Source organism: Pseudomonas sp. 1L-B-1-E-C1 (assembly GCF_057291835.1).
The window spans coordinates 109,094-133,905 of sequence record NZ_JBXAWN010000004.1; the positions used below are offsets into that span (position 1 = coordinate 109,094).

The following is a 24,812-nucleotide window of genomic DNA, read 5'->3' on the forward strand; positions in this document are numbered from 1 at the left end:
GCATCGATGTTGCTGAAAGATTGCCTTCGCGAGCAGGCTCGCTCCCACAGATTTTCACATTGGTCAGAAGTGGAAGTTGGTGCTCAACAGCGCCGTACGCCCCGCCGCCTGATTGGCGAAGTGGGTCGAGAAGGCTTTGTCGTAATAGGTTTCGTCGGTCAGGTTCTGCACGTTGAGTTGCAGGTCGACGTTCTTGGTCAGCTTGTAGGCCGCCATCGCGTCGTAACGCACATAGGAATCGACCATTGTCGTGTTGGCCACACTGCCGTAGACGTCGTCGACGTAGAACGCGCCACCACCGATGGTCAGCTTTGGTGTGACCTGATACGTGGTCCACAGGCTGGCGCTGTTTTTCGGTGTATTCGGCAGGTCGTTGCCGTCGTTGGCGCGACTCAGCGGGCCACCGTCAACCTGTTCGCTGTCCATGAAGGCGTAACCGGCGAACACCTGCCATTTGTCGGTGATCCTGCCGCTGGCTGACAGTTCGAAACCTTGTACCCGGGTCTTGCCGGCGTTCTCGTATGAGCTGGTGTCGACCTGCACGCGAGCGTTTTCCTTCTCGGTGCGGAAGATGTCGGCGGTCAGCGACAGGCGATCATTGAGCAGATCCCACTTGGTGCCGATCTCGTAGTTCTTGGTGGTTTCCGGCTCCATGTCGCTGCTCAGCAGATTGCCGCTGCGATCCGGGGTGCCGCCCAGCGGATTGCCTTCCTGACCTTCGCCCAAGGTGTTGCCCGGCGGTGTCGCCGAGGTCGCATAGGAGGCGTAGATGCTGCCGTTTTCCGCCGGTTTGTAGACCACGCCGAACTGGCCGGTGACGAACTCGCTGGTGTCATCGCCCTTGGAGGTGGTGCGGCCAGCGGCGTTGTAGGTCTTGTAATCGGTGTCGAAGTGGTCGTAACGCAGGCCCATGTTCACCAGCCACTGCTCGGACAATTCCAGCGTGTCGAACACGTACAGCGCGTAGGTGTCGGCCTGGGTGTCGGTGCCGGCGTAGTTGCGCGAGATTGCGCCGTTCCACGGATCGTTCGGGTTCGGGTTCGACAACGAGGTGCAGTTGTAACCGCTGGCCGCGCCGATCAGGCCCGGGTTGCAGTTGGTGGTGACGGCGCTGGTGCGCGGCGTGGTGTCGGTGTTGACGTTGTACGAGGATTTCTCGCTCTGCTCACGAGTGTATTCAACCCCGGTGGAGAAACTGTTCTTGAAACCGGCCACGTAGAAGGTGCCGAAAAGATCGGTCTGGTTGGTGGTGGTTTCGGTGTTGCTCACCCGTGTGTTGGCGCGACGCCAGACGCTGCCATTGTTCACGTTGCCCTTGCTGTCGTCCGGCTGGGTGAGGATGTAATCCTGCATGCTGGTGCCGTGGCGCAGGGTGTTCTTGATGGTCAGCGCATCGTTCAGGTCGTGCTCGATGGCGAAGGTCGCGGTGTCGGTGCGGCCCTTGCGGAAGTCGCGATCCAGACCGTAGAAGTTGTCGTGATCGCCACCGGCGTACGGCTTGTCCGGGTTGGACTTGGTGCGTGCGGCCGAACCACCGGCTGGGATGGTGTACGGGATGCCCGAATCCGGGGTGTCGTTGCTTTCCAGATGGTAGTAGTCGAGGTTGACGCGGGTATCGGTGCCCAGGCCAAAGGCCAGGGACGGCGCGATGCCCCAACGGTCGTAATCGACCTTGTCGCGACCGGCGACGTTGCTCTCATGGCTCATCAGGTTGAGACGACCGGCAGCGCTGTCGCTGAACTGGTAGTTGCCGTCGAGGGTGTAGCGCTGGGTCTGGTCGGAGCCGTAGGTGAAGCCGCCGTCGAACGAGTTGCCCAGGTGCGCTTTCTTGCTCACCAGGTTGATGCTGCCGCCAGCGGCGCCACGACCGCCAATGGCCGAGTTCGGGCCTTTGCTGACTTCGATGTTTTCCACGGCGAAGATTTCGCGGCTCTGCGAACCGGTGTCACGCACGCCGTCCAGATAGGTGTCACCCTGAGCGTCGAAGCCACGAATGAACGGACGGTCGCCCTGCGGGTTGCCACCTTCACCGGCGCCGAAGGTGATGCCCGGCACGGTACGCAGTGCGTCCTGCATGTTCAGCGCGCCGGTGTCCTTGAGCACTTGTTGCGGAATGACGGTGACCGAACGCGGCGTGTCGACCAGCGGCGCGGTGTACTTGGGTGAGGAGGCTTTTTCGACCTGGTAGGAGGTCGCGTCCTGGGCTTCGCCGGTGATGGCGGTGGCGTCCAGGGCGATGGCGTTGCCGGACGCTTTGCTGTCGGTTTTTTCCGCGGCAAAGGCCATCTGCCCCGCAGAGCCGGCGGTGATCGCGACACCGATTGCCGAGGCAAGCAAACGTGGTGAACTGACCGGTAGTTGTGCGTATTGACGTGCCATTTTTATTCCCCTCCCCAAGGATTTGAGGCGGCGGAATATAGGGTAAACAGGTATTCGTATCAATTGCGAAACATTGTTATTCGCATTGAATTTACATTCTTTACAATTTGCCCTTACGGTTTCTGTCCGTTCCTTCGTCTTGCGGGTTTTACACAGTCAATAAGAATCAATACCATTGCCGCCTTCTTGCCATCAGGTGACATTGCCATGCTGCTGCACATTCCCGGGCTGTTCGCAAAAGATGAAGTGCAGCGCATCCGCCAGGCCCTTGAGGAGGCGGACTGGGCCGATGGCAAGATCACCGCTGGCTTCCAGTCGGCCAAGGCCAAGCACAACCTGCAATTGCCCGAAGGCCACCCGCTGGCCAAAGAAATCGGCGCGGCGATGCTCGAGCGGCTGTGGAAAAATCCGCTGTTCATGTCCGCCGCATTGCCGCACAAAGTCTTTCCACCCTTGGTGAACTGTTACACGGCTGGCGGCAGTTTCGATTTCCATATCGACAATGCCGTACGCCAGCCCAAGGGCAGCATCGAGCGGGTGCGTACCGATCTGTCGGCGACGCTGTTTTTCAGCGAGCCGGAAGATTACGACGGCGGCGAGCTGGAGATTCAGGACACCTACGGCACCCAGCGAGTGAAGTTGCCGGCCGGCGACATGGTGTTGTATCCGGGCACCAGTTTGCACAAGGTCAATGCCGTCACTCGCGGCGCGCGTTATGCGTCGTTCTTCTGGACGCAAAGCCTGGTGCGCGAGGACAGTCAGCGCGCGTTGTTGTTCGAGATGGACGCGGCGATTCAGCAGCTCACTCAGGACGTTCCCGATCACCCCTCGCTGATCCGCCTCACCGGCACGTATCACAACCTGCTGCGGCGCTGGGTCGAGGTATGAGTTTCCACCTGCGCCGCGAGGAAGTCCTCGACGCCGCCGGGTTGGCGGCGATGCTTGAAGAAAGCCCGGCTCGAGCGGCGCAGGCGATTTTGCTGGCGGCGGGCGAGGGCGAGGTTGAAGCGCAGGCGCTGCTCGGGCAGATCCTGCTCGACGGCCATGGCATCGCGCAGGATCAAGCGCTGGCGCTGCGCTGGTTCGCCATCGCCGCCAATCGCGGGCACCTGATGGCGCGCAACATGCTCGGGCGTTGCCATGAGCATGGTTGGGGTCGTGCGACGGATGCCTCGATGGCGGCGCAGCATTATCGGATCGCCGCAGATGCCGGGCTGGATTGGGCGATGTACAACCTCGCCAATCTGCTGGCGACCGGGCGCGGGGTGACGGTTGATCATCGGCAGGCGTTGGCGTTGTATCGGCGCGCGGCTGAGTTGGGCCATGCCAAATCGATGAATCTGCTGGGGCGCTATCTGGAGGAAGGGCAGGTGTGTCCGGCGGATCCGGCGGCGGCGCGCGAGTGGTATCGGCGTTCGGCCGAGGCAGGGGATTTTCGCGGGCAGTTCAGTTATGCGGCGGTGTTGGCGGGTGAAGGACGGATTGATGAGGCGGTCGACTGGCTTGAGAAAGCCTTGGCCGGGGGGAATCTGAATTTTCTGCGGGTGGCGAGTCAGGCGCTGGCGAGCGCAACGGATCCCAGAATTCAGGCCATGGCGAACCGATATTCCCAACGCTACGCACAGTCCCTGTAGGAGCTGCCGAAGGCTGCGATCTTTTGACTTTGATTTTTCAAAGCCAGATCAAAAGATCGCAGCCTTCGGCAGCTCCTACAGGGAGACCGCAAGCACAAAAAAGCCCATGACACGTCATGGGCTTTTCTCTTGCAGCTTGCAGCTCAAAACTCGCAGCTGCTCCTTACACGTAAAACGACTTCAGCGGCGGAAACCCATTGAATTCAACCGCGCTATAGCTGGTGGTATACGCACCGGTCGACAACCAGTACAGACGATCACCAATCGCCAGATTCAGCGGCAGGCCGTACTTGTAGTTTTCGTACATGATGTCGGCGCTGTCGCAGGTCGGGCCAGCGATGACGACTTCTTCCATCTCGCCTTTCTTCTCGGTCCAGATCGGGAATTTGATCGCTTCGTCCATGGTTTCGATCAGGCCGGAGAACTTGCCCACATCGGTGTACACCCAGCGCTCGACGGCAGTGCGGGATTTGCGCGCAACCAGGACCACTTCGCTGACCAGGATGCCGGCGTTGGCAATCAACGAACGGCCCGGCTCGAGGATGATTTCCGGCAGGTCATCGCCGAAGTCTTCTTTCAGGAAGCGGATGATTTCTTCGGCGTAGGTTTCCAGGCTGTTGGTGCGGGTGATGTAGTTGGCCGGGAAGCCACCGCCCATGTTGATCAGCTTCAGATGAATGCCGTCTTCTTCTTTCAGGCGTTCGAAGATCACTTTGACCTTGGCGATCGCCGCGTCCCAGACGCTGATGTCGCGCTGTTGCGAGCCGACGTGGAAGGAGATGCCGTACGGCACCAGACCGAGGTCGCGGGCGAGGATCAGCAGGTCCATGGCCATGTCGGTCTGGCAGCCGAACTTGCGCGACAGCGGCCAGTCAGCCGTGGTCGAGCCTTCAGTCAGAATACGTACATAGACTTTCGAACCCGGTGCAGCCTTGGCGATGTTGCGCAGGTCGGCTTCGGAGTCGGTGGAGAACAGGCGCACACCCTTATCAAAGAAGTAGCGGATGTCCTTGGATTTCTTGATGGTGTTGCCGTAGCTGATACGGTCCGGGCTGACGCCGCGATCCATGACCTTGTCCAGCTCGTAGATCGAGGCGATGTCGAAGCTCGAACCCTTGTCTCTGAGCAGGTCGATGATCTCGACGGCAGGGTTGGCCTTGACCGCATAGTAGACCTTGGCGAATTCGAAACCGGCGCGCAGGTCATCGTACGCCTGGGCGATCATCGCGGTGTCGATCACCACGAACGGGGTTTCCTGTTTGTCGGCGAACGCCTTCATTTTGTCGAATGTAGCGCGCGCGAAATAGTCTTCGACCTGGATCGACATGCTGGGTGCTCCTATGGGCAAACTCGTAAAAACAATGGGTGCATGAACGCCCTCCGTATCCCCACTTTGGTTCGCCTACTTCCCAAGGCATGTCGCCGAAAGCAAAAAGGCCAGAGATGTGCCGCTATCCCTTGGCCTTGCTGTCTCGTCGTCAGTACTTGAGCCGGATGGATCGTTTCCAGCATGGACGTTCGGCGCGAACTTTAGGGCGTGAGGGGCGTGAGATCAACTAAAAATGTCGCGTTTTTGCACGCTTCTGACGTGCGTCGCGTTCATCACTCCTTCTACCCGACCGAGATGACGGACAGATGTTCCCGGCGAATTTTCGAGTGTTAAACATATCTGCACGTTCGTGGCTTTTGTCGGCTAGATCGCAGGTAAGTGTGATAGCGGCAACATCGGCGACGTTGGCGTCGAGAGAGGGTGTTGAAGGGGGATTTGGACCTTAAAAAAGCTGAATTGACGACGCTCATGCAGGAGAGGCTGTTGAGATTCTTTGTCACCCAGTGAAGATCAACAAAATTACGTAGATCCCTGTAGGAGTGAGCCTGCTCGCGATAGCTTCTTCACAGCCAACATCTCTTTTGACTGTCATTGCGCCATCGCGAGCAGGCTCACTCCTACAGGAGATTGCATTTCAATCATGCAATGATGGTTTACGCGACGACGGTCTCAGCCGGCGAGACGATATTGGTCTTCATCCCTCGCGAACGTCCCGAGCTCAGGTACGCCGCAATCGACTCCTGCGTCACCTCGCCGAGGAACACCCGTTCGGCGTCCATCACCGGCAACCACGCCCGATTGAACTCGTACATGCGCGACAGCAGGATGCGCAGGTGCTCGTCGTACGCCGCCGTGGCGTTGAACTCACGCAGGAATTGCGCGCAGGTGCCGGTCTGGCGGTGCAGGTCGCGACGGCGCACATAACCCAGTGCCTTGTTCTCGGCACAAGTGACCACGACATAGCGACGGTCGTGCTCGTCCATCAATTCCAGCGCATCGGCCACCGGCGTCTCAGGGCTCACCGACGGCGCGTTGTCCGCCGCATCTTCCGCCTTCACCAGCAACAGACGTTTGAGCGTGCTGTCCTGGCCTACAAAGTTGCTGACGAAATCATCCGCCGGATGCGCGAGCAGCGTGTCCGGGTGATCGATCTGCAGCAGTTTGCCGGCGCGGAAGATCGCGATCTTGTCGCCCAGCTTGATGGCTTCGTCGATATCGTGGCTGACCATGATCACGGTCTTGTTCAGCGCGCGCTGCATCTCGAAGAATTCATTCTGGATCATCTCGCGGTTGATCGGGTCGACGGCGCCGAACGGCTCGTCCATCAACAGCAGCGGAGCATCAGCGGCCAAGGCGCGGATCACGCCGATCCGCTGTTGCTGACCACCGGACAATTCACGCGGATAACGATGCAGATACTGCTTGGGCTCGAGCTTGATCATGCTCATCAGTTCGCGAGCGCGGTCGTGGCATTTCTGTTTGTCCCAGCCGAGCAGTTTCGGCACGACGACGATGTTCTCTTCGATGGTCATGTTCGGGAACAGACCGATCTGCTGGATCACGTAACCGATGTTGCGGCGCAGGGTCACTTCGTCGAGATCGGTGGTGTCTTCGCCGTTGATGAGGATTTTGCCCGAGGTCGGTTTGATCAGGCGGTTGATCATTTTCAGCGTGGTGCTTTTGCCGCAACCCGATGGCCCGAGGAACACGCAGATCTCGCCTTCATTGACGGTCAGGCTTACCGAGTCCACGGCTTTGACATCTTTGCCGTTGCTTTGGAAGGTCTTGCTGAGGTTTTGAAGTTCGATCATTTCAGGAGTCCTTTTGGAGTCAGCGAGCGTTGCAGCCACTGCAAAACGAGATCGGCGAAAATCGCCAGAAGACTGACCAGCTGCGCGCCGACGATAAGCATCGACATGTCACTGCGGCTGATGGAGGCGAGGATCAACACACCGAGGCCGCCGGCGCCGATGGTCGCGGCGATGGTCATTACGCCGATGTTCATCACCACGGCGGTACGCACACCGGCGAGGATCACCGGCACCGCAATCGGCAGTTCGACCATGCGCAGGCGCTGGCCGAAGGTCATGCCGATGCCGCGCGCGGCTTCGCGGATGCCCGGTTCAACGCCGGTCAGGGCGAGGTAGGTGTTGCGCATGATCGGCAGCAACGAATAAAGGAACACGGCGGTGATCGCCGGCAGCGGGCCAAGGCCCTGGCCGAACTTGGAATAGAACGGCAGCAGCAGGCCGAACAGGGCGATCGATGGCACGGTCAGCAGCACCGTGGCGCTGGCCTGCAAGGGGCCGGCGAGGCTCGGAAAGCGTGTCATCAGAATGCCCAGCGGCACGCCGATGACAATTGCCAGGGTCACGGCGATGCCGACCAGGGTGATGTGCTGCCAGGTCAGGTGCATCACCTGCTGCCAGTCGAGATGGGAAAAGGCGTTCAGAAATTCCATGACTTCTCCTCTCTTAATTCAGTGGATGCTGACGCAGGAAATCGGCGGCAACGGACGATGGGCTTTCATGATCGACATCCACCCGCGCATTGAGCTGGCGCATGGTTTCGTCATCGAACAGTTCAGCCAGCGGCTTGAGTTGCTCGGCCAGTTTCGGGTTGGCGTCCAGCGTGGCCTGACGTACTACGGGAGCTGCGGTGTAGTCGGGGAAGTAATGCTTGTCGTCTTCCAGCAATTTCAGGCCGAAGGCGTTGAGGCGGCCGTCGGTGGTGTAGACCAGACCGGCAAACACCTGACCGTTGCGCAGCGCGGTGTAGACCAGGCCGGCGTCCATCTGACGGATGTTCTTGCGGGTCAGGTTCATGTCGTAGAGCTTGACCATGCCGTCGAGACCGTCCGAGCGGTTGGCGAACTCGGTATCCAGCGCCACCAGATGATTGGTCTTGGCCTCGGCGCGCAGCACTTCGTTGAGCTGGCTGATGTTGCCGATCTGCGGATATTCCTCAGCCACCTTCCTGGGGAGGGCGAGGGCGTAGGTGTTGCTGAATTTCGACGGCGTCAGCCAGATCAGGCCTTTTTTCGCGTCGAGTTCTTTGACCCGGGCGTAGGACTGCGCGCTGTCGAGTTTTTCCGTGACGTGGTTGTAGGCCACCAGCGACACGCCGGTGTATTCCCAGAGCAGGTCCAACTGGCCGCTTTCGTGGGCGCTGCGGGCGAGGTTGCTGCCCAGTCCGCCGGTGATCTGCGCGTCGTAACCTTTGCTGCGCAGGTATTGCGCGGTGATTTCGGCGAGCAGGGTCTGCTCAGTGAACACGCGCGCACCGAGGCGGATGACCGGTTTTTCAGCGGCTTGCGCGATTCCTGCGAACAGCATGAGGCAGCCTACGATCAAGCTAAGTCGTTTCATAAATATTCCTTCGCAGAGCCTTAAGACGGGCGCAAACCGCGTTCCAGCCAGAGACGGCTGGCGAGGGTGACCACGCCATCGAGCAGCAGCGCCAGCAGCGCGGTGCACGCGGCGCCGAGCAGCAGTTGCGGCTGATTGTTCAGGGCGATGCCGGGGAAGATCAGGCTGCCGAGGCTGTTGGCGCCGATCAGGAACGCCAGCGGCGCGGTGCCGACGTTGATGGCCAGAGCGACACGCACGCCACCGACGATGATCGGCACGGCGTTGGGCAATTCGACTTTCCACAGCACTTGGCGCGGGGTCATGCCGATGCCGACGGCGGCTTCTTTCAGCGAGCCCTGCACATTTTTCAGGCCTTCGTAGGTGTTGCGCACAATCGGCAACAGAGAGGCGAGGAACAGCGCAAAGATTGCCGGGCCACTGCCGATGCCGAGGATGCCCAGCGCGATCGCGAGCACGGCAAGCGGTGGCACGGTGTTGCCGATATTGAAGATCTGCATGAAGCGTTCGGCGCGGCCGACCATGCTCGGGCGGCTGAGGAAGATGCCGGCGGGGATGCCCACGACAAGGGCGGCCAGCATGGAAGCGAGGACGAGAATCAGATGAGCTTGCAGGTAAAACAACAAATCGTCGCGGTAGTGTTCGATCGTGTTGATGCCGATCCAGTGGACCAGCAGGGCCAGGAGCGCGATCACCACCGCACCTCCCATCAGCCCTTTGCCATAGCGGATAGCCACAGGCGGACTCCTTTTTTTGTAGTCGGCGAGCGCTGCTCCGCGTGGCAAGACCATTCCTGGTTGCCGAAGTCAGCGTTCGCGAAAAGTAGCCGTTTTCCAGCACCGGCCAAGCGGCGTGAAAGCGAGCCATGAGCGCAGCCTCGTCAGGCTAACTTGCTGATTTTTCAGCCCCTGACGAAAATTCGTAACAGGGGATGGACGTCTCCGAGCTTTAAAAGGTTCCCACATAAGATGCCATCTGGCCACCTGTAGGAGCTGTCGAAGGCTGCGATCTTTTGACTTTGCTGGTAAAAAACAGGATCAAAAGATCGCAGCCTGCGGCAGCTCCTGCGGGTTTCGCGCGGCCGAGGGACGGTGGTTCGGCGATCACTTTTTAAGCTATACTCGCCGCCCTTTTTTGAATCACCGCCAGGCGATTTCCCATGACCCAACAGGCCGCCGAAGTCGCGAAACGCCGCACTTTCGCCATTATTTCCCACCCCGATGCCGGTAAAACCACGATCACCGAAAAGCTCCTGTTGATGGGCAAGGCGATTGCAGTGGCCGGTACGGTGAAATCCCGCAAATCCGATCGCCATGCGACATCCGACTGGATGGAGATGGAGAAGCAGCGGGGTATTTCCATTACCACGTCGGTCATGCAGTTCCCCTATCGCGAACACATGATCAACCTGCTCGACACCCCGGGCCACGAAGACTTCTCCGAAGATACCTATCGCACCCTGACGGCGGTGGACTCGGCCTTGATGGTTCTCGACGGCGGTAAGGGTGTCGAGCCACGGACCATTGCGCTGATGGACGTCTGCCGTCTGCGTGATACGCCGATCGTCAGCTTCATCAACAAACTCGACCGTGACATCCGCGACCCGATCGAACTGCTCGACGAAATCGAAGCCGTTCTGAAGATCAAGGCTGCGCCGATCACCTGGCCGATTGGTTGCTACCGCGACTTCAAGGGCGTGTATCACCTGGCCGACGACTACATCATCGTCTACACCGCCGGTCATGGCCACGAACGCACCGAAACCAAGATCATCGAAAAACTCGACTCCGACGAGGCGCGCGCGCACCTGGGCGACGAGTACGAGCGCTTCATCGAACAGCTGGAACTGGTGCAGGGCGCCTGCCACGAATTCAACCAGCAGGAATTCCTCGACGGCCAACTGACCCCGGTGTTCTTCGGTACTGCGCTGGGCAATTTTGGTGTCGACCACGTGCTCGATGCTGTCGTCGATTGGGCGCCGCGTCCGCTGGCCCGTGTGGCCAACGAGCGAACGGTCGAGCCGGTGGAAGAGAAGTTCTCGGGCTTCATCTTCAAGATCCAGGCGAACATGGACCCGAAACACCGCGATCGCATCGCCTTCATGCGTATCTGCTCGGGCAAGTACGAAAAAGGCATGAAGATGCGCCACGTCCGCACCGGCAAGGACGTGCGCATCGGCGACGCCCTGACGTTCTTCTCCTCCGAGCGTGAACAGCTCGAAGAAGCCTACGCTGGCGACATCATCGGTCTGCACAACCACGGCACGATCCAGATCGGTGACACCTTCAGCGAAGGCGAAGTCCTCGGTTTCACCGGTATTCCGCACTTCGCCCCGGAACTGTTCCGTCGCGTGCGTCTGCGTGATCCGCTGAAATCCAAGCAGTTGCGTCAGGGCCTGCAGCAGTTGGCAGAAGAGGGCGCGACGCAGGTGTTCTTCCCGGAGCGCAGCAACGACATCATTCTTGGCGCCGTCGGTGTGCTGCAGTTCGATGTGGTCGCCAGCCGCTTGAAAGAGGAATACAAGGTCGAGTGCTCGTATGAGCCGATCACTGTGTATTCGGCGCGCTGGATCGAGTGTGACGACAAGAAGAAGCTTGAGGAGTTTTCCAACAAGGCGGTGGAGAACCTCGCGCTGGATGGCGGTGGGCATCTGACCTATCTGGCGCCGACGCGGGTGAATCTGGCGTTGATGGAAGAGCGCTGGCCGGATGTGAAATTCCGCGCGACGCGGGAGCATCATTAAGCGTTGAGCTGAGTTGTGCGAAAGCCCCTGAGGTGAAGACTTGGGGGCTTTTTTTTGCCGGGTGTATATCCGTTTCTGCGGGTGTTGCGGCTGGCGGTTTCGCCCTTACGGCGAGTCACCTTTTTCAGACGCCAAAAAGGTAACCCAAAAGGCTTGCTCCTGCGTTCGGCCCTCGCAGGCTCGGGTCCCTTCGCTCCGGGACTGATCCGGGCGCAGCGGCTCCGGTTTGCTTCGCTGCACCTCCTTCCGCTGTGTCTGGCTGCGCCAGACGGTCGCTGCGCTCCCACGCCCGGATCAATCCCTCCGCTCAGCCTTCCGACGTCGCCGGTGGATCAAGATCAAGAGCAGGCGAGCTGACACTCGGCCTATTGAGTGGTGAAAAGCGTGCGATTGGCTTGAGTCTTGTATTGGATTCGCCCCTCACCCCAGCCCTCTCCCGAGGGAGAGGGAGCCGATTTTTGGGTTTTTCAAAAGCTGTGTTCGACGCGGTATCGCGCGTCGGCGTACCTTGCGCGAACAACGCGGTCAGTCCCCTCTCCCTCCGGGAGAGGGCTAGGGTGAGGGGCTTTTGATCTTCAGCGCCGCGTGAAAAACGGAGTTGCATCCAGGTCAGGTGATTTCTCTGTAAGGCATTTTCCTTCAGCGTCGTAGCCATACTCTGCTTTTACGTCGCCTGACCTCACCCCCACGACATTCCAACCCAACCCGTCTACTGTTCAGCGAACCCTCGCCCACAACGGACGTTACATGCTCAAAGGACTGACCCATCTCCTGCGCCCCAACGGCTACTTCACCCCCATGGCCTGGGTCCTCGCGGCTCTGTTGTTCATCAACCGCCTCAGCGCCATGGTCAAACTCTTCATGGCGTTGTACTTGCGTCAGGAACTGGGGCTGGCGATTGAAACCGTTGGCTGGTTGCTCTCGGCGTATGGCGCTGGCTTGCTGGTTGGTTCGATGCTTGGCGGCTGGCTCAGTGATCACGTGCGCACGGCGCGGCTGACGGCGGCGCTGTTTTTCGTTTCGGTGTGGGTGCTGATGCTGTTGGGGCTGGTGACGCAGGTGCCGTGGTTGGCCGGTTTGCTGTTGCTCAGCGGTGTCATCGACGGGGCGATTCGGACGTTGCACCAGCGGCTGATCATGGAGTATTGCGAAGTTGCGCAGCGCTCGCGGGCGCAAGCATTGAGTCGGGTGGCGCGCAATCTGGGCATGGCGGCTGCCGGGGTGGCGGGTGGGGTGTTGGCGCAGGCGGATTTTCGTTGGGTGTTTTTTGTCAGTGCGGCGATGACGATGCTGGCGTTGCTGTGGTTCGTGCGCACGACGTGGCGGCGACCGGTGCTGGTGCTTGAAGACAACTCCACCGATGGCTCGAGCGTGCCGTACCGGGACAAGCCGTTCCTCTGGCTGCTGGCGGCGACGGCCGTGCTCGGCATTGCATTCGACACGGTGTACAGCACGCTGGGCAATTATCTGCGGGATTATTACCACCTGAGCACGGAAGCGATCGGTTGGCAGTTCGCGCTCAATGCGCTGTTGGTGATCGCGTTGCAAATCCCGCTATCACACTCGGTCGAACGCTGGGGCTCGCGTTGGCAGATGCTCGTCGGCAGTGTGCTGTTGGCCTGTGGATTGGGGATGTTGCCGTTCGGTTCCGGCTTGGCTTTTGTCTGTCTGTCGACGCTGATCTGGACGCTGGGCGAGGCGCTGTTCATGCCGCCGTTGAATGTACTGGCAATGCACTTTGCCCAGAGCGGCAAGAGCGGTCAGTACTTCGGGCTGTTCTTCATGAGCTGGAGCGCCAGCGCGTTGTTGTCGCCGGTACTCAGCGGTCAGCTCTACGGCCAGTATGGCGGGCACAGTGTCTGGCTGATGAGTGCGCTGCTGGTGTTGATCTCTATTCCGCTGACCTGGCAGGCCACGCGCGCCGCTTAGCTGTTTCAGTTATTGGCTTTATTCGAAAGCAATCTGTCCGCCGATGGCATTTCTCCGCTAGCTGCCGCGTCCTAAGTGGTGAGCCGGGCGGATCGCGACTAGATTTCACACGGAGCCAGTCCGGCAAGCATGTCTTAGCGCAACAGGATGGAGTCGGCCATGAAAAGCAGATTGCTACGGATATTGATGTTGTTGAAAGTGATGGTGATGCTGTCCCTCGGTACCGCAACGGCGTGGGCCGAGTGTGAGGATCACGATTCGCAGGCGTTTAACGGCCAGGTCGGGCATAGCGGGCTGATGCTCGCCAAGTCCGAGTCGGAGCCGGGGGATATGAATCAGGGCGGCAGCGCCGATGATGACGACCCGACCACTGACGAGCCGGACACCGATGATCCGGATGACGAAGGCGACAGCCAGACCTAGATCGAAGGCCAAAGAAAACCCCTTCTGCCTCGACTGATGCGCAATCGAGGGGGAAGGGGTTTGGTTAACTCGGGTTCGACGCAAAACCCTTGTAGGAGCTGCGGAACGCTGCGATCTTTTGATCTTGCTTCTGAAAATCAAAAGATCGCAGCCTCGTTGCACTCGTCAGCTCCTACAGGTTTTGCGTAGGTCTCGGCATTTGTTTATGCCGCGCCGTCGAGGAACTGCTCGGCGTAATGGCAAGCCACCTGGCGATTATCCAGTTCCCTCAACAACGGCTCTTCCGTGCTGCAACGCTCGGTCGCGTACGGGCAGCGCTTGTGGAAGGCGCAGCCTGATGGCGGGTTCAGCGGGTTGGGCAGTTCGCCGACGATCTTGATTTTCGGCTTGTGCGGGTCCGGGTGAATGGTCGGGGTCGCCGACAGCAGCGCTTGGGTGTACGGATGCAGCGGGCGCTCGTAGATGTCGTTCTTCGGGCCCAGTTCCACCGGGCGGCCGAGGTACATCACCATCACGTCATCGGCCACGTGCTGCACCACCGCGAGGTTGTGCGAGATGAACACGTAGGCGGTGTTGAACTCCTGCTGCAGGTCCATGAACAGGTTGAGCACCTGGGCCTGGATCGACACGTCCAGCGCCGAGGTCGGTTCGTCCGCCACCAGCACTTTCGGTTGCAGCATCATGGCCCGCGCGAGGGCGATACGCTGGCGCTGACCACCGGAGAACATGTGCGGATAGCGCTGGTAATGCTCGGGACGCAAGCCGACCTGCTTCATCATCGCCTGGACTTTCTCGCGACGCTCGGTGGCCGACAGCTTGGTGTTGATCAGCAGCGGCTCGGCCAGTTGATCACCGATTTTCTGCCGTGGGTTCAACGACGCATACGGGCTCTGGAACACCATCTGCACGTCTTTGCGCAGTTGCTTGCGCTCGGCCTTGTCGGCGCCGGCAACTTCCTGGCCGGCGATCTGCAGCGAGCCCGACGACGGCTCTTCAATCAGCGTCAGGGCGCGGGCGAGGGTGGATTTGCCGCAGCCCGATTCACCCACCACGGCGAGAGTCTTGCCGGCTTCCAGTTCGAACGACACGCCGTTGAGCGCGCGCACGGTGGCGTGGCCCTTGAACAGGCCACGGGAGACCTCATAGTGACGGGTCAGGTCGCGGGCGGTAAGTACGACGGCCATTACGCCACCTCCTGATTCAGCGGGTAGAAGCAGCGGGCGAGGCTGTTGGCTTTCGGATCGAGGCCCGGACGCTGGGTGCGGCAGTTGTCCTGCACGTAAGGGCAGCGCGGCGACAGCAGGCAACCCTGCGGACGGTCGTAGCGGCCCGGGACGATGCCCGGCAGGGTCGACAGACGTGTGGCGCCGAGGCTGTGCTCGGGAATCGCCTTGAGCAGCGCTTCGCTGTACGGGTGCGCCGGGATATCGAACAGTTGCGGCACCTGGCCGACTTCCACGGCCTGGCCTGCGTACATCACGCAGACGCGCTGAGCGGTTTCCGCAACGACGGCGAGGTCGTGGGTGATCAGCACCAGGCCCATATTCTGCTCTTTCTGCAACGCCAGCAGCAGATCCATGATCTGCGCCTGAATCGTCACGTCCAGCGCGGTGGTCGGTTCGTCGGCGATCAACAGTTTCGGCTCGCCGGCAATCGCCATGGCGATCGCGACGCGCTGGCTCATACCGCCAGACAGTTGATGCGGGTAGGCGTCCATACGGCTGGCGGCGCCCGGGATTTCAACTTTTTCCAGCAGTTCGATGGCACGCTTGCGCGCTTGCTTGCCGGACATTTTCAGGTGCAGGCGCAGCACTTCTTCGATCTGGAAACCGACGGTGTAGCTCGGGTTCAGCGCGGTCATCGGGTCCTGGAAGACCATCGACAGGTCTTTGCCGACGATCTGCCGACGCTGACGATTGCTCAGTTTGAGCATGTCCTTGCCGTCGAAGCTGAGCGAGTCAGCGGTGACGATGCCGGGATGCTCGATCAGGCCCATCAGCGCCATCATGGTCACGGATTTACCCGAACCCGACTCGCCAACGATGGCCAGTACTTCGCCCTTGTCGACCTTGAGGTCGAGGCCGTCGACCACCGGGGTCGCGGTCTTGTCGCCGAAGCGGACGTTGAGATTCTTGATTTCTAGCAGTGACATTTGAATCTCCTCAGGCGGCGTTCTTGAGTTTCGGGTCCAGCGCATCGCGCAGGCCGTCGCCCATCAAGTTGATTGCCAGCACGCTGAGCAAAATGGTCAGACCAGGCAGACTTACCACCCACCAGGCGCGTTCGATGTAGTCGCGGGCCGAAGCCAGCATGGTGCCCCACTCAGGGGTTGGCGGTTGTACGCCGAGGCCGAGGAAGCCCAGTGCAGCGGCATCGAGAATCGCCGAAGAAAAGCTCAGGGTCGCCTGCACGATCAGCGGCGCCATGCAGTTGGGCAGCACGGTGATGAACATCAGACGCGGCAGACCGGCACCGGCCAGACGCGCGGCGGTGACGTAATCGCGGTTCAATTCGCCCATCACGGCAGCACGGGTCAGACGCACGTAGGACGGCAGGGAAACCACGGCAATGGCGATCACGGTGTTGATCAGGCCAGGGCCGAGGATGGCGACGATCGCCACGGCCAGCAGCAGCGACGGCAGGGCCAGCATGATGTCCATCAGACGCATGATGGTCGGGCCGACCACTTTCGGGAAGAAACCGGCGAACAGACCCAGGAGGATCCCCGGAATCAGCGACATCACCACCGACGACAAGCCGATCAGCAGCGACAGGCGCGAGCCCTGGATCAGACGCGACAGCAGGTCACGGCCGAGTTCGTCGGTGCCGAGCAGGAACTGCATCTGCCCGCCTTCCAGCCACGCCGGTGGCGTCAGCAGGAAGTCACGGTATTGCTCGCTCGGGTTATGCGGCGCGACCCACGGCGCGAAGATCGCGCAGAAAATGATCAGCAGCATGAACAGCAGGCCGGCAACCGCGCCCTTGTTTTTCGAGAACGCTTGCCAGAATTCTTTGTACGGCGAGGGGTACAGCAGGCTTTGATCCACGGCGGACGTGGCGGTGGCTACTGAGGAAGTTGGAGTGCTCATGGGTATTGACCTCAGCGCTGATGACGGATGCGTGGGTTGGCAAAGCCGTAGAGGATGTCCACCACGAAGTTGACCAGAATCACCAGGCAGGCGATTAACAGGATGCCGTTTTGCACCACCGGGTAGTCCCGGGCGCCGATGGCTTCGATCAGCCATTTACCGATGCCGGGCCAGGAGAAGATGGTTTCGGTCAGGACCGCACCGGCCAGCAACGTGCCGACTTGCAGGCCGACCACGGTCAGCACCGGAATCAGTGCGTTGCGCAGACCATGCACGAACACCACGCGCGACGGCGACAGGCCTTTGGCCTTGGCGGTGCGGATGTAATCTTCGCGCAGCACTTCGAGCATCGACGAACGGGTCATCCGCGCGATCACCGCCAGCGGAATGGTGCCGAGCACGATGGCCGGCAGGATCAGGTGATGCAGGGCATCGAAGAACGCGCCGACGTCATCGGCCAGCAGCGTGTCGATCAGCATGAAGCCGGTGCGCGGCTCGATGTCATACAGCAGGTCGATGCGCCCGGAAACCGGGGTCCAGCCCAGGCTCACCGAGAAAAACATGATCAGGATCAGGCCCCACCAGAAGATCGGCATCGAATACCCCGCCAGGGAGATGCCCATCACCCCGTGGTCGAACAGCGATCCTCGTTTGAGTGCCGCGATCACCCCGGCCAAGAGCCCCAGGATGCCAGCGAACAGCAGGGCGGCCATGGACAGTTCCAGGGTCGCCGGGAAAAGAGAGGTGAACTCGGTCCACACACTTTCACGGGTTCGCAACGACTCACCGAGATCGCCCTGGGCCAATTTGCCGATGTAGTCCAGATACTGGGCATACAGCGGCTTGTTCAGCCCCAGGCGTTCCATTGCCTGAGCGTGCATTTCGGGGTCGACCCGACGTTCGCCCATCATCACTTCCACGGGGTCGCCCGGAATCATGCGAATCAACGCGAAAGTCAGCAAGGTGATGCCGAAAAACGTGGGGATCAACAACCCCAGTCGGCGGGCAATAAAACTAAACATCTTGTGTGGTACCTCATCAGCCGGTTAGGCGTGTCCGGCGTCCCTCAGGTCAGGGACGCCGGGCGTTTCTTATCTACTTCACCTGGGTGGTGGCGAAGTTATTAGTGGTGAGAGGGCTGATGTGGTAGCCCTCTACATTTTTGCGCATTGCAGTGAACATCCGAGTATGGGCCATGCTGATCCATGGCTGGTCCTGATTAAACAGCACTTGAGCCTGTTCGTAGAGCGCGGCGCGTTCGGCCGGATCTACTTTAGCCCGTGCTTCATCCAGCAGTGCCTGGAATTTTTCGTTGCACCAGCGTGCGTAGTTTTCGCCGTTCTTGGCGGCCTCGCAACTGAGCATAGGCGTCAGGAAGTTATCCGGGTCGCCGTTGTCGCCCGCCCATCCGGCCGAGACCATGTCGTGCTCGCCGGCTTTGGCGCGCTTGAGCATCTCGCCCCATTCCATCACGCGGATGTCGATCTTGATCCCGACTTTCGCCAGGTCAGCCTGCATCATCTGCGCGCCGAGCATCGGGTTGGGGTTGGTCGGACCGCCGCCGTTACGGGTGAACAGGGTAAACGTAGTGCCTTCCGGAACCCCGGCTTCCTTGAGCAGCTTGCGCGCTGCATCGAGATCGCGTGGCGGGTTCTTCAGGTCATGGTTGTAGCCGAGCAGGGTCGGCGGGTACGGGTTGACCGCCACCGAAGCGTTGCCCTTGCCGAACAGCGCGTTGACGTAGGCTTCCTTGTCGAAAGCGATGTCGATGGCTTTGCGCACGCGCACGTCGCTCATGTACTTGTGCTGAGTGTTCATCGCGACGTACGAAACGGTCATCGCGTCGAGCTCGTCGACTTTCAGGTTGCTGTCTTTCTTGATGCTCGGAATGTCATCCGGTTTCGGATACAGCGCGACCTGACATTCGTTGGCCTTGAGCTTCTGCAGGCGCACGTTGTTGTCGGTGGCGATCGCCAGGATCAACGCGTCGGCCGGTGGCTTGCCACGGAAATAATCCGGGTTGGCCTTGAAGCGTACCTGGGCATCCTTGGCGTAGCGCTGGAAGATGAACGGACCGGTGCCGATCGGCTTGTTGTTGAGGTCGCCGGCCTTGTTGGCCTTGAGCAACTGGTCGGCGTATTCGGCCGGGTAGATCGACGAGAACGCCATGGCGAGGTCGGCGAGGAACGGCGCTTCGCGGCGGGTCAGGGTGAACTTGACCGTGTTGTCGTCGACTTTCTCGACGCTTTTCAGCAGTTCCTTGAAGCCCATGCTTTCAAAGTACGGGAAGCCCACGCTCGACAGTTTGTGCCACGGGTGATTCGGGTCCAGCTGGCGCTGGAAGCTCCAGACCACGTCGTCGGCATTCATGTCGCGGGTCGGCTTGAAATATTCGGTGGTGTGAAACTTGACGCCTTTGCGCAGGTGGAACGTGTAGCTCAGGCCGTCTTCGCTGATGTCCCAGGACTCGGCGAGCGCCGGGATCACTTCGGTGGTGCCGGGCTTGAAATCGGCGAGCCGGTTGAAGATGGTTTCGGCCACAGCGTCCGCCGTGACTGCAGTTGTGTACTGGACCATATCGAAGCCTTCCGGGCTGGCTTCGGTGCAGACCACCAAGGGTTTGGCCGAGGCGCCGACAGCGACACTCAGCAACGCAGCCGCGATGGCCGCACGTAGGGGAAGCATTTTCATCGATAACCCTCTGCAATCGGTTGAAGACAGAAAACCGAACGGCCGACTCATCATGAGTCAGCCGCCGGTTGCGTTTTTACAGAATGTTGAACGGGATGGTGGTCACGAGACGGAACTCGTTGATGCTGCCGTCAGCCTGGTTTTCGCTGGCACGGTGCGCGGTGTAGGTGCCGCGAATCGTCGTGGCTTTGAGCGGGCCGCTTTGTACTGCATAGGCTGCACCGACGCCGTATTCATAGTGGTGTTCGCCGTCCATCGCCTGCACGCCATCGTAGCCGCCACCCTTGTAGTGAGTGCCGTCGATGCCCCAGCCGCGTGCCTGGTAGATGTTGAATTTCAGGCCAGGCACGCCGTATTCGGCCATGTTGATGCCGTAGGAAACCTGGAAGGATTTCTCGTTCGGGCCGTTGAAGTCCGAGAGCAGGGAGTTGGCCAGGTAGATACCGTTGGTTTCGTGCAGGTAATCGAAGTACTCGTTACCGTTCACTTCCTGATAGGAGAAGGTCACGGTGTGCGCCTGATGCGTCAGGCCGAACGACAGCGAGTAGGTGTCGTTGTCGATGTCACCGAGCAGTTTTTTGCCTTCGTCGACCGTCTTGTAGTAGTTCAGGCCGGTGGTCAGGCTCAGGATCGAGCTGTCGCCCAACACATGGGTGGCGCCGAAATAGTACTGGTTCCACAGGTCTTCGGCCTGAGTGCCCCACAGGCTGGTGGTCAGGCTGGCGAACGGCTGGTAGGAAATACCGGCGGTGTTGACGTGATCGGCTTCGGCGTTGATGTCGCCGTATTCGGAGCGGAATTTGCTCAGGCTTTCTTCGGTACGCGGCGAAACGCGGTCGAAGGTCGCGAGGTCGAACGCCAGGTTGTTCAGCTCTTCGCTGTGGATCGCGATACCTTCGAAGCTCGATGGCAACGGACGGTTACCGATCACATCGACTTGCGGGCTGCTGAAGTTCATGCGGCCGGCGGTCAGGGTGGTGTTGGAGATGCGCGCCTTGACGTTGGCCAGGCCCAGCTTGCTCCACTGACCTACCGCGTCACCGCCTTCACGGGTCAGGGTACGGTTGTTGCCCGCGCCTGGGCGGGTGCCCGGAGCGCCGCCGTTGTTCGCGGCGAGGTTCTCGCGGTCGCGCTCAAGAGCGATTGCGTTGTATGCAGCCACTTCGGTGCTGAAGCCGACAGTACCTTCGGTGAAGCCCGAGTTGTACTTGATGATCGTGCCTTGCACCCAGTTGATCCGGCGATCGGTTTCGGTGGACTGGCCGTTCTTGCGGTAAGCGAACTTGCCGCCACGCTTGAGTTGTTCGTTGGCGTACCAGTTACGGGTCGAACCGCTGATCGATTGCCCTTCGACGAAGCCGGTGGCTTCGGCCTGGGCGCTCTTCTCGTTGACCGTTACCGGCGTAAATGCCTGGCTCTGGGTTTCCGCATAAGCCGTGGCGGTGATGCTGCTGATGGCCAAGGCCAGTATCGCGGTGCTGCTCAGTTTCATGGGTGAAGCTCCTTTACTTTCTTTTTATCCCGACTTTTTTTGGTATGCCGGTTATTGGTTTAGAACTCGTTCACACATCGCAAACGTTTGCAAAAGGCCGGATTGGCGAATTTCGGCAAAGCGCTTGCGTGAGGGGAGTAGACGGCTCCCCTCAGCATTGCGGCTAATCGGTTGGTTTAATCGATACTGACACCCGAGAACACGTTGCGGCCGAACGGGCTGACTTTGAACCCTTCGACCCGGGTGCTTAACGGCTGGTTGACCGTCGAGTGGGCGACAGGCGTGATCGGCACTTGCTGTTTAAGCAATTGCTGGGCCTGTTTATAAAGCTCGGTGCGCTGGTCGCGATCGGTGACGACTTTGGCCTGTTTGATCAGCTTGTCGTATGCCGGATCGCACCACATGGAGTAGTTGTTGCCGCCGATCGCGTCGCAGCTGTACAGCGTGCCCAGCCAGTTGTCCGGGTCCCCGTTGTCACCGGTCCAGCCGATCAGGCTGATGTCATGCTCGCCGTTCTTGGTGCGCTTGATGTACTCGCCCCATTCGTAGCTGACGATTTTCACTTTCAGACCGATCTTGGCCCAGTCGGACTGGAGCATCTCGGCCATCAGTTTGGCGTTCGGGTTGTACGGGCGCTGCACCGGCATTGCCCACAGGGTGATCTCGGTGCCTTCTTTCACACCGGCAGCCTTGAGCAGCTCTTTGGCTTTTTCCGGGTTGTAGGCGGCGTCTTTGATGGACTCGTCGTAGGACCACTGGGTCGGTGGCATGGCATTGACGGCCAGTTGACCGGCGCCTTGATAAACAGCGTTGAGAATCCCCTGTTTATTCACCGCCATGTCCAGTGCCTGACGCACTTCCAGTTGATCGAACGGCTTATGGCGCACGTTGTAGGCGATGTAGCCGAGGTTGAAGCCTGGCTTGGAAATCAGTTGCAGCTTCGGATCGGTTTTCAGCGCTTCGACGTCGGCAGGGCGCGGGTGCAGGGTGATCTGGCACTCGTTGGCCTTGAGCTTCTGCACGCGTACCGAGGCGTCGGTGTTGATCGCGAAAATCAGGTTCTTCAGTTTGACCCGGCTCGGATCCCAGTACTGCGGATTGCCGGTGTAGCGAATGTTCGAGTCTTTCTGATAGCTCTTGAACACGAACGGCCCGGTGCCGATCGGCTTCTGGTTGATGTCGCTCGGCTTGCCATCGGCCAGCAGCTTGTCGGCGTATTCGGCGGACAGAATCGAGGCGAAGCTCATGGCGATGTTCTGGATGAACGCGGCGTCAACGCTGTTGAGCGTGAACTCCACGGTCAGCGGCCCGGTCTTTTCGACCTTGGCGATGTTCTTGTTCAGGCTCATCCCGTTGAAGTACGGAAACTCGGTGGGGTAGGCCTTACGGAACGGCTGTTGCGCATCGAGCATGCGATTGAACGTGAACACGACATCGTCAGCGTTGAAATCGCGGCTCGGCTTGAAGTAAGGGGTTGTATGAAATTTCACGCCTTCACGCAGGTGAAAGGTGTATTTCAGGCCATCTTCGGAAATGTCCCATGTGGTCGCCAGACCCGGTACGACGTTGGTCGCGCCCTTTTCGAACTCGACCAGGCGGTTGTACAGCGGCTCGGCGGCGTCGTTGTCGGTGGCCGTCGTGTATTGCGCGGTATCGAAACCCGCCGGGCTGCCTTCCGAGCAGAACACCAGGCTGTCGCTGGCGGCGTAGCTTGCAGACGTGGCGGCCAACAGGCCGGCGCCCAACAGTGCGGAAAAAACCAAGGTATGGCGCATGACGCTCCCTCTTTTTTAGTGTTGTGCAATGCGCCTCGGTCCCGATCCCGGGACTTTCTGGTCACATCGAGCTCAATCCAATACGTACGGCAAAACCGGTGGCCCACGCAGACACTGGTCAGTACGCGACGGTAGGCACCGTGCTGCTGGCAGTAAATACGTAATTGCCTTAATGCTCGTAGGAAAAGTCGACGCACCTATACCGAAGCAATCATCTGCGGCGGATTTAGGTGTAGGCCTTTTCCTTTTTTCCCGGTAGATAAAGCAACGGCGACGTCAGAAACGCCGCCGTTGCAATGTCTTACTTGCTGACGCTGACGCCGTAGAAGGAATTCAGGCCAAATGGGCTGATCTTGAAATCCTGCACGTTGGCGCGCATGGGTTGATACACCGTCGAGTGAGCGATAGGTGTCATTGGAACTGCATCTTTGAGGACGTGTTGCGCCTGTTTGTACAGCTCGGTGCGCTTGCCCTGGTCGGTGGTGCGTTTGGCTTCTTTCACCAGGCCGTCGAACTTCTTGTCGCACCACTTGGAGAAGTTGTTGCCGCTCAGCGAGTCGCAGCCAAACAACACGTTGAGCCAGTTGTCCGGATCACCATTGTCACCGCTCCAGCCAATGATCATGGCCTGGTTCTCACCACCTTTGGAGCGCTTGATGTACTCGCCCCACTCGTAGCTGGTGATCTTCACTTTCAAGCCGATCTTGGCCCAGTCGGACTGGAGCATTTCAGCCATCAGCTTCGCGTTCGGGTTGTACGGACGCTGAACCGGCATCGCCCACAGGACGATCTCGGTACCTTCCTTGACGCCGGCTTCCTTGAGCAGCTGCTTGGCTTTCTCAGGATCGTACTTGGTGTCTTTGATGGTGGTGTCGTAGGACCACTGGGTCGGCGGCATGGCGTTGACGGCCAGTTGGCCAGCGCCCTGGTAAACCGAATCGATGATCTGCGGCTTGTTCACGGCCATGTCCAGCGCCTGACGCACGCGCAGGTCAGCCAGCGGGTTGGCCTCGTTGCTGCCCTTGACCTTGTCCATCACGTTGTAGGCGATGTAGCCCAGGTTGAAGCCGGCCTGATCCGGCATCTTCAGCGACTTGTCTTCTTTCAGCGCTTTCAGATCGGCCGGACGCGGGAACAGGGTGACCTGGCACTCGTTCTTTTTCAGCTTCTGGATACGCACCGACGGGTCGGTGGTGATGGCGAAGATCAGGTTGTCGATCTTCACGTCTTCAGGTTTCCAGTAATCCTTGTTGCCGGTGTAGCGGATGTTCGAGTCTTTCTGGTAGCTCTTGAATACGAACGGGCCAGTGCCGATCGGCTTCTGGTTGATGTCGGCGGCTTTGCCATCCTTGAGCAGCTGGGCGGCATATTCGGCGGACTGTACCGAAGCGAAGCTCATGGCCAAGTTCTGGATGAACGCAGCGTCGACTTCTTTCAGAGTGAACTTGACGGTGTGGTCGTCGACTTTATCGATCTTGGTGATGTTGGTGTCCATCCCCATGTCGGTGAAGTACGGGAATTCGGTCGGGTACGCCTTACGGAACGGGTCGTCCTTGTTGATCATGCGGTTGAAAGTAAACAGCACGTCGTCGGCGTTGAATTCACGAGTCGGCTTGAAATACGGGGTGGTGTGGAACTTGACGCCTTCGCGCAGGTGGAAGGTGTAAGTCAGGCCATCATCGGAAATGTCCCACTTGGTCGCCAGACCAGGAATTACGGCGGTGCCGCCGCGCTCGAACTGGGTCAGGCGGTTGAACATGGTTTCGGCTGAGGCGTCGAAGTCGGTTCCGGTGGTGTACTGGCCTGGATCAAAACCGGCCGGGCTCCCTTCGGAGCAGAACACCAGGTTAGTCGCAGCGGTGGCGAAAGGTGCGGAGGCTAACAAGCCTGCGCCGACTAGAAACGGAATGACCGCGTGTTTAAGCATGTTGGCCTCATGATTTGTTGTCATTTTTTAGT

Annotated in this window: 19 protein-coding genes; 5 read left to right on the plus strand and 14 right to left on the minus strand. The window is 59.7% G+C overall.

What is annotated here, in order from left to right; translation table 11 throughout:
• Positions 1-63 precede the first annotated feature (63 nt).
• Positions 64-2,379: a TonB-dependent receptor gene (locus AC0Z4S_RS08775; protein ID WP_485622696.1), complete on the minus strand. Its 2,316-nt coding sequence runs from the start codon at positions 2,377-2,379 to the stop codon at positions 64-66.
• Between the two features lie 207 nt (positions 2,380-2,586).
• On the opposite strand from AC0Z4S_RS08775, the gene AC0Z4S_RS08780 reads away from it, so the two are divergent.
• Positions 2,587-3,267, plus strand: coding sequence for a Fe2+-dependent dioxygenase (locus AC0Z4S_RS08780; protein ID WP_485622697.1), 681 nt, complete (start codon positions 2,587-2,589; stop codon positions 3,265-3,267).
• Positions 3,264-4,013 (plus strand): tetratricopeptide repeat protein, encoded by a 750-nt coding sequence (locus AC0Z4S_RS08785; protein WP_485622698.1) that lies wholly within the window; start codon positions 3,264-3,266, stop codon positions 4,011-4,013. Before AC0Z4S_RS08780 ends, AC0Z4S_RS08785 begins: the two co-directional genes overlap by 4 nt.
• A gap of 163 nt (positions 4,014-4,176) precedes the next feature.
• Here the strand turns inward: AC0Z4S_RS08785 and AC0Z4S_RS08790 are convergent, their stop codons facing one another.
• From AC0Z4S_RS08790 to AC0Z4S_RS08810, 5 genes are all read right to left on the minus strand, one after another.
• Positions 4,177-5,340 (minus strand): type III PLP-dependent enzyme, encoded by a 1,164-nt coding sequence (locus tag AC0Z4S_RS08790; protein WP_485622699.1) that lies wholly within the window; start codon positions 5,338-5,340, stop codon positions 4,177-4,179.
• 656 nt (positions 5,341-5,996) lie between these two features.
• Complete coding sequence (locus tag AC0Z4S_RS08795; protein ID WP_039759487.1) at positions 5,997-7,154, minus strand: osmoprotectant ABC transporter ATP-binding protein OsmV; 1,158 nt, start codon at positions 7,152-7,154, stop codon at positions 5,997-5,999.
• Positions 7,151-7,804: an ABC transporter permease gene (locus AC0Z4S_RS08800; protein ID WP_485622700.1), complete on the minus strand. Its 654-nt coding sequence runs from the start codon at positions 7,802-7,804 to the stop codon at positions 7,151-7,153. The genes AC0Z4S_RS08795 and AC0Z4S_RS08800 overlap by 4 nt, the downstream gene beginning before the upstream one ends.
• Before the next feature lie 13 nt (positions 7,805-7,817).
• Positions 7,818-8,711: a glycine betaine ABC transporter substrate-binding protein gene (locus AC0Z4S_RS08805; protein WP_485622701.1), complete on the minus strand. Its 894-nt coding sequence runs from the start codon at positions 8,709-8,711 to the stop codon at positions 7,818-7,820.
• Between the two features lie 20 nt (positions 8,712-8,731).
• Positions 8,732-9,421 carry an ABC transporter permease gene (locus AC0Z4S_RS08810; RefSeq protein ID WP_166554532.1) on the minus strand — a complete coding sequence of 230 codons (690 nt, stop codon included), beginning with the start codon at positions 9,419-9,421 and terminating at the stop codon, positions 8,732-8,734.
• A gap of 449 nt (positions 9,422-9,870) precedes the next feature.
• Between AC0Z4S_RS08810 and AC0Z4S_RS08815 the strand changes: the two genes are divergently transcribed.
• The 3 genes from AC0Z4S_RS08815 (at position 9,871) to AC0Z4S_RS08825 (ending at position 13,806) form a co-directional block, all read left to right on the plus strand.
• Complete coding sequence (locus AC0Z4S_RS08815; RefSeq protein ID WP_016771727.1) at positions 9,871-11,454, plus strand: peptide chain release factor 3; 1,584 nt, start codon at positions 9,871-9,873, stop codon at positions 11,452-11,454.
• A 747-nt stretch (positions 11,455-12,201) separates the two neighbouring features.
• The gene (locus AC0Z4S_RS08820) at positions 12,202-13,383 is read left to right on the plus strand and encodes an MFS transporter (protein WP_485622702.1); all 1,182 of its coding nucleotides are present in this window, start codon (positions 12,202-12,204) and stop codon (positions 13,381-13,383) included.
• A gap of 159 nt (positions 13,384-13,542) precedes the next feature.
• On the plus strand, positions 13,543-13,806 hold the full coding sequence (locus tag AC0Z4S_RS08825) for a hypothetical protein (RefSeq protein ID WP_485622703.1): 264 nt from the start codon (positions 13,543-13,545) through the stop codon (positions 13,804-13,806).
• A gap of 203 nt (positions 13,807-14,009) precedes the next feature.
• On the opposite strand, the gene AC0Z4S_RS08830 is transcribed toward AC0Z4S_RS08825, so the two are convergent.
• The 8 genes from AC0Z4S_RS08830 to AC0Z4S_RS08865 form a co-directional block, all read right to left on the minus strand.
• Entirely contained in the window at positions 14,010-14,990 is a 981-nt protein-coding gene (locus AC0Z4S_RS08830; protein WP_329515818.1) for a peptide ABC transporter ATP-binding protein, read from the minus strand.
• Positions 14,990-15,958 carry an ABC transporter ATP-binding protein gene (locus tag AC0Z4S_RS08835; RefSeq protein WP_039759474.1) on the minus strand — a complete coding sequence of 323 codons (969 nt, stop codon included), beginning with the start codon at positions 15,956-15,958 and terminating at the stop codon, positions 14,990-14,992. The genes AC0Z4S_RS08830 and AC0Z4S_RS08835 overlap by 1 nt, the downstream gene beginning before the upstream one ends.
• Positions 15,959-15,968: 10 nt before the next feature.
• The gene (locus AC0Z4S_RS08840) at positions 15,969-16,895 is read right to left on the minus strand and encodes an ABC transporter permease subunit (RefSeq protein ID WP_016771721.1); all 927 of its coding nucleotides are present in this window, start codon (positions 16,893-16,895) and stop codon (positions 15,969-15,971) included.
• 11 nt (positions 16,896-16,906) lie between these two features.
• On the minus strand, positions 16,907-17,917 hold the full coding sequence (locus AC0Z4S_RS08845; RefSeq protein WP_007917620.1) for an ABC transporter permease subunit: 1,011 nt from the start codon (positions 17,915-17,917) through the stop codon (positions 16,907-16,909).
• Positions 17,918-17,990: 73 nt separating this feature from the next.
• Entirely contained in the window at positions 17,991-19,586 is a 1,596-nt protein-coding gene (locus tag AC0Z4S_RS08850) for an ABC transporter substrate-binding protein (protein WP_471879885.1), read from the minus strand.
• A gap of 76 nt (positions 19,587-19,662) precedes the next feature.
• Positions 19,663-21,078, minus strand: a complete 1,416-nt coding sequence (locus tag AC0Z4S_RS08855; protein ID WP_253498995.1) for an OprD family porin — start codon at positions 21,076-21,078, stop codon at positions 19,663-19,665.
• 176 nt (positions 21,079-21,254) lie between these two features.
• Positions 21,255-22,853, minus strand: a complete 1,599-nt coding sequence (locus AC0Z4S_RS08860; protein ID WP_485622704.1) for an ABC transporter substrate-binding protein — start codon at positions 22,851-22,853, stop codon at positions 21,255-21,257.
• Between the two features lie 301 nt (positions 22,854-23,154).
• The gene (locus AC0Z4S_RS08865; RefSeq protein ID WP_042608790.1) at positions 23,155-24,780 is read right to left on the minus strand and encodes an ABC transporter substrate-binding protein; all 1,626 of its coding nucleotides are present in this window, start codon (positions 24,778-24,780) and stop codon (positions 23,155-23,157) included.
• Positions 24,781-24,812: the final 32 nt, after the last annotated feature.

Bases quoted from the DNA above. Each gene is read 5' to 3' on its own strand.
- AC0Z4S_RS08830 (WP_329515818.1), bottom strand. From the start codon at position 14,990: ATGGCCGTCGTACTTACCGCCCGCGACCTGACCCGTCACTATGAGGTC.
- AC0Z4S_RS08850 (WP_471879885.1), bottom strand. From the start codon at position 19,586: ATGAAAATGCTTCCCCTACGTGCGGCCATCGCGGCTGCGTTGCTGAGT.
- AC0Z4S_RS08855 (WP_253498995.1), bottom strand. From the start codon at position 21,078: ATGAAACTGAGCAGCACCGCGATACTGGCCTTGGCCATCAGCAGCATC.
- AC0Z4S_RS08820 (WP_485622702.1), top strand. From the start codon at position 12,202: ATGCTCAAAGGACTGACCCATCTCCTGCGCCCCAACGGCTACTTCACC.
- AC0Z4S_RS08835 (WP_039759474.1), bottom strand. From the start codon at position 15,958: ATGTCACTGCTAGAAATCAAGAATCTCAACGTCCGCTTCGGCGACAAG.
- AC0Z4S_RS08865 (WP_042608790.1), bottom strand. From the start codon at position 24,780: ATGCTTAAACACGCGGTCATTCCGTTTCTAGTCGGCGCAGGCTTGTTA.
- AC0Z4S_RS08845 (WP_007917620.1), bottom strand. From the start codon at position 17,917: ATGTTTAGTTTTATTGCCCGCCGACTGGGGTTGTTGATCCCCACGTTT.
- AC0Z4S_RS08805 (WP_485622701.1), bottom strand. From the start codon at position 8,711: ATGAAACGACTTAGCTTGATCGTAGGCTGCCTCATGCTGTTCGCAGGA.
- AC0Z4S_RS08825 (WP_485622703.1), top strand. From the start codon at position 13,543: ATGAAAAGCAGATTGCTACGGATATTGATGTTGTTGAAAGTGATGGTG.
- AC0Z4S_RS08795 (WP_039759487.1), bottom strand. From the start codon at position 7,154: ATGATCGAACTTCAAAACCTCAGCAAGACCTTCCAAAGCAACGGCAAA.
- AC0Z4S_RS08780 (WP_485622697.1), top strand. From the start codon at position 2,587: ATGCTGCTGCACATTCCCGGGCTGTTCGCAAAAGATGAAGTGCAGCGC.
- AC0Z4S_RS08775 (WP_485622696.1), bottom strand. From the start codon at position 2,379: ATGGCACGTCAATACGCACAACTACCGGTCAGTTCACCACGTTTGCTT.
- AC0Z4S_RS08785 (WP_485622698.1), top strand. From the start codon at position 3,264: ATGAGTTTCCACCTGCGCCGCGAGGAAGTCCTCGACGCCGCCGGGTTG.
- AC0Z4S_RS08800 (WP_485622700.1), bottom strand. From the start codon at position 7,804: ATGGAATTTCTGAACGCCTTTTCCCATCTCGACTGGCAGCAGGTGATG.
- AC0Z4S_RS08810 (WP_166554532.1), bottom strand. From the start codon at position 9,421: ATGGGAGGTGCGGTGGTGATCGCGCTCCTGGCCCTGCTGGTCCACTGG.
- AC0Z4S_RS08860 (WP_485622704.1), bottom strand. From the start codon at position 22,853: ATGCGCCATACCTTGGTTTTTTCCGCACTGTTGGGCGCCGGCCTGTTG.
- AC0Z4S_RS08840 (WP_016771721.1), bottom strand. From the start codon at position 16,895: ATGAGCACTCCAACTTCCTCAGTAGCCACCGCCACGTCCGCCGTGGAT.
- AC0Z4S_RS08815 (WP_016771727.1), top strand. From the start codon at position 9,871: ATGACCCAACAGGCCGCCGAAGTCGCGAAACGCCGCACTTTCGCCATT.
- AC0Z4S_RS08790 (WP_485622699.1), bottom strand. From the start codon at position 5,340: ATGTCGATCCAGGTCGAAGACTATTTCGCGCGCGCTACATTCGACAAA.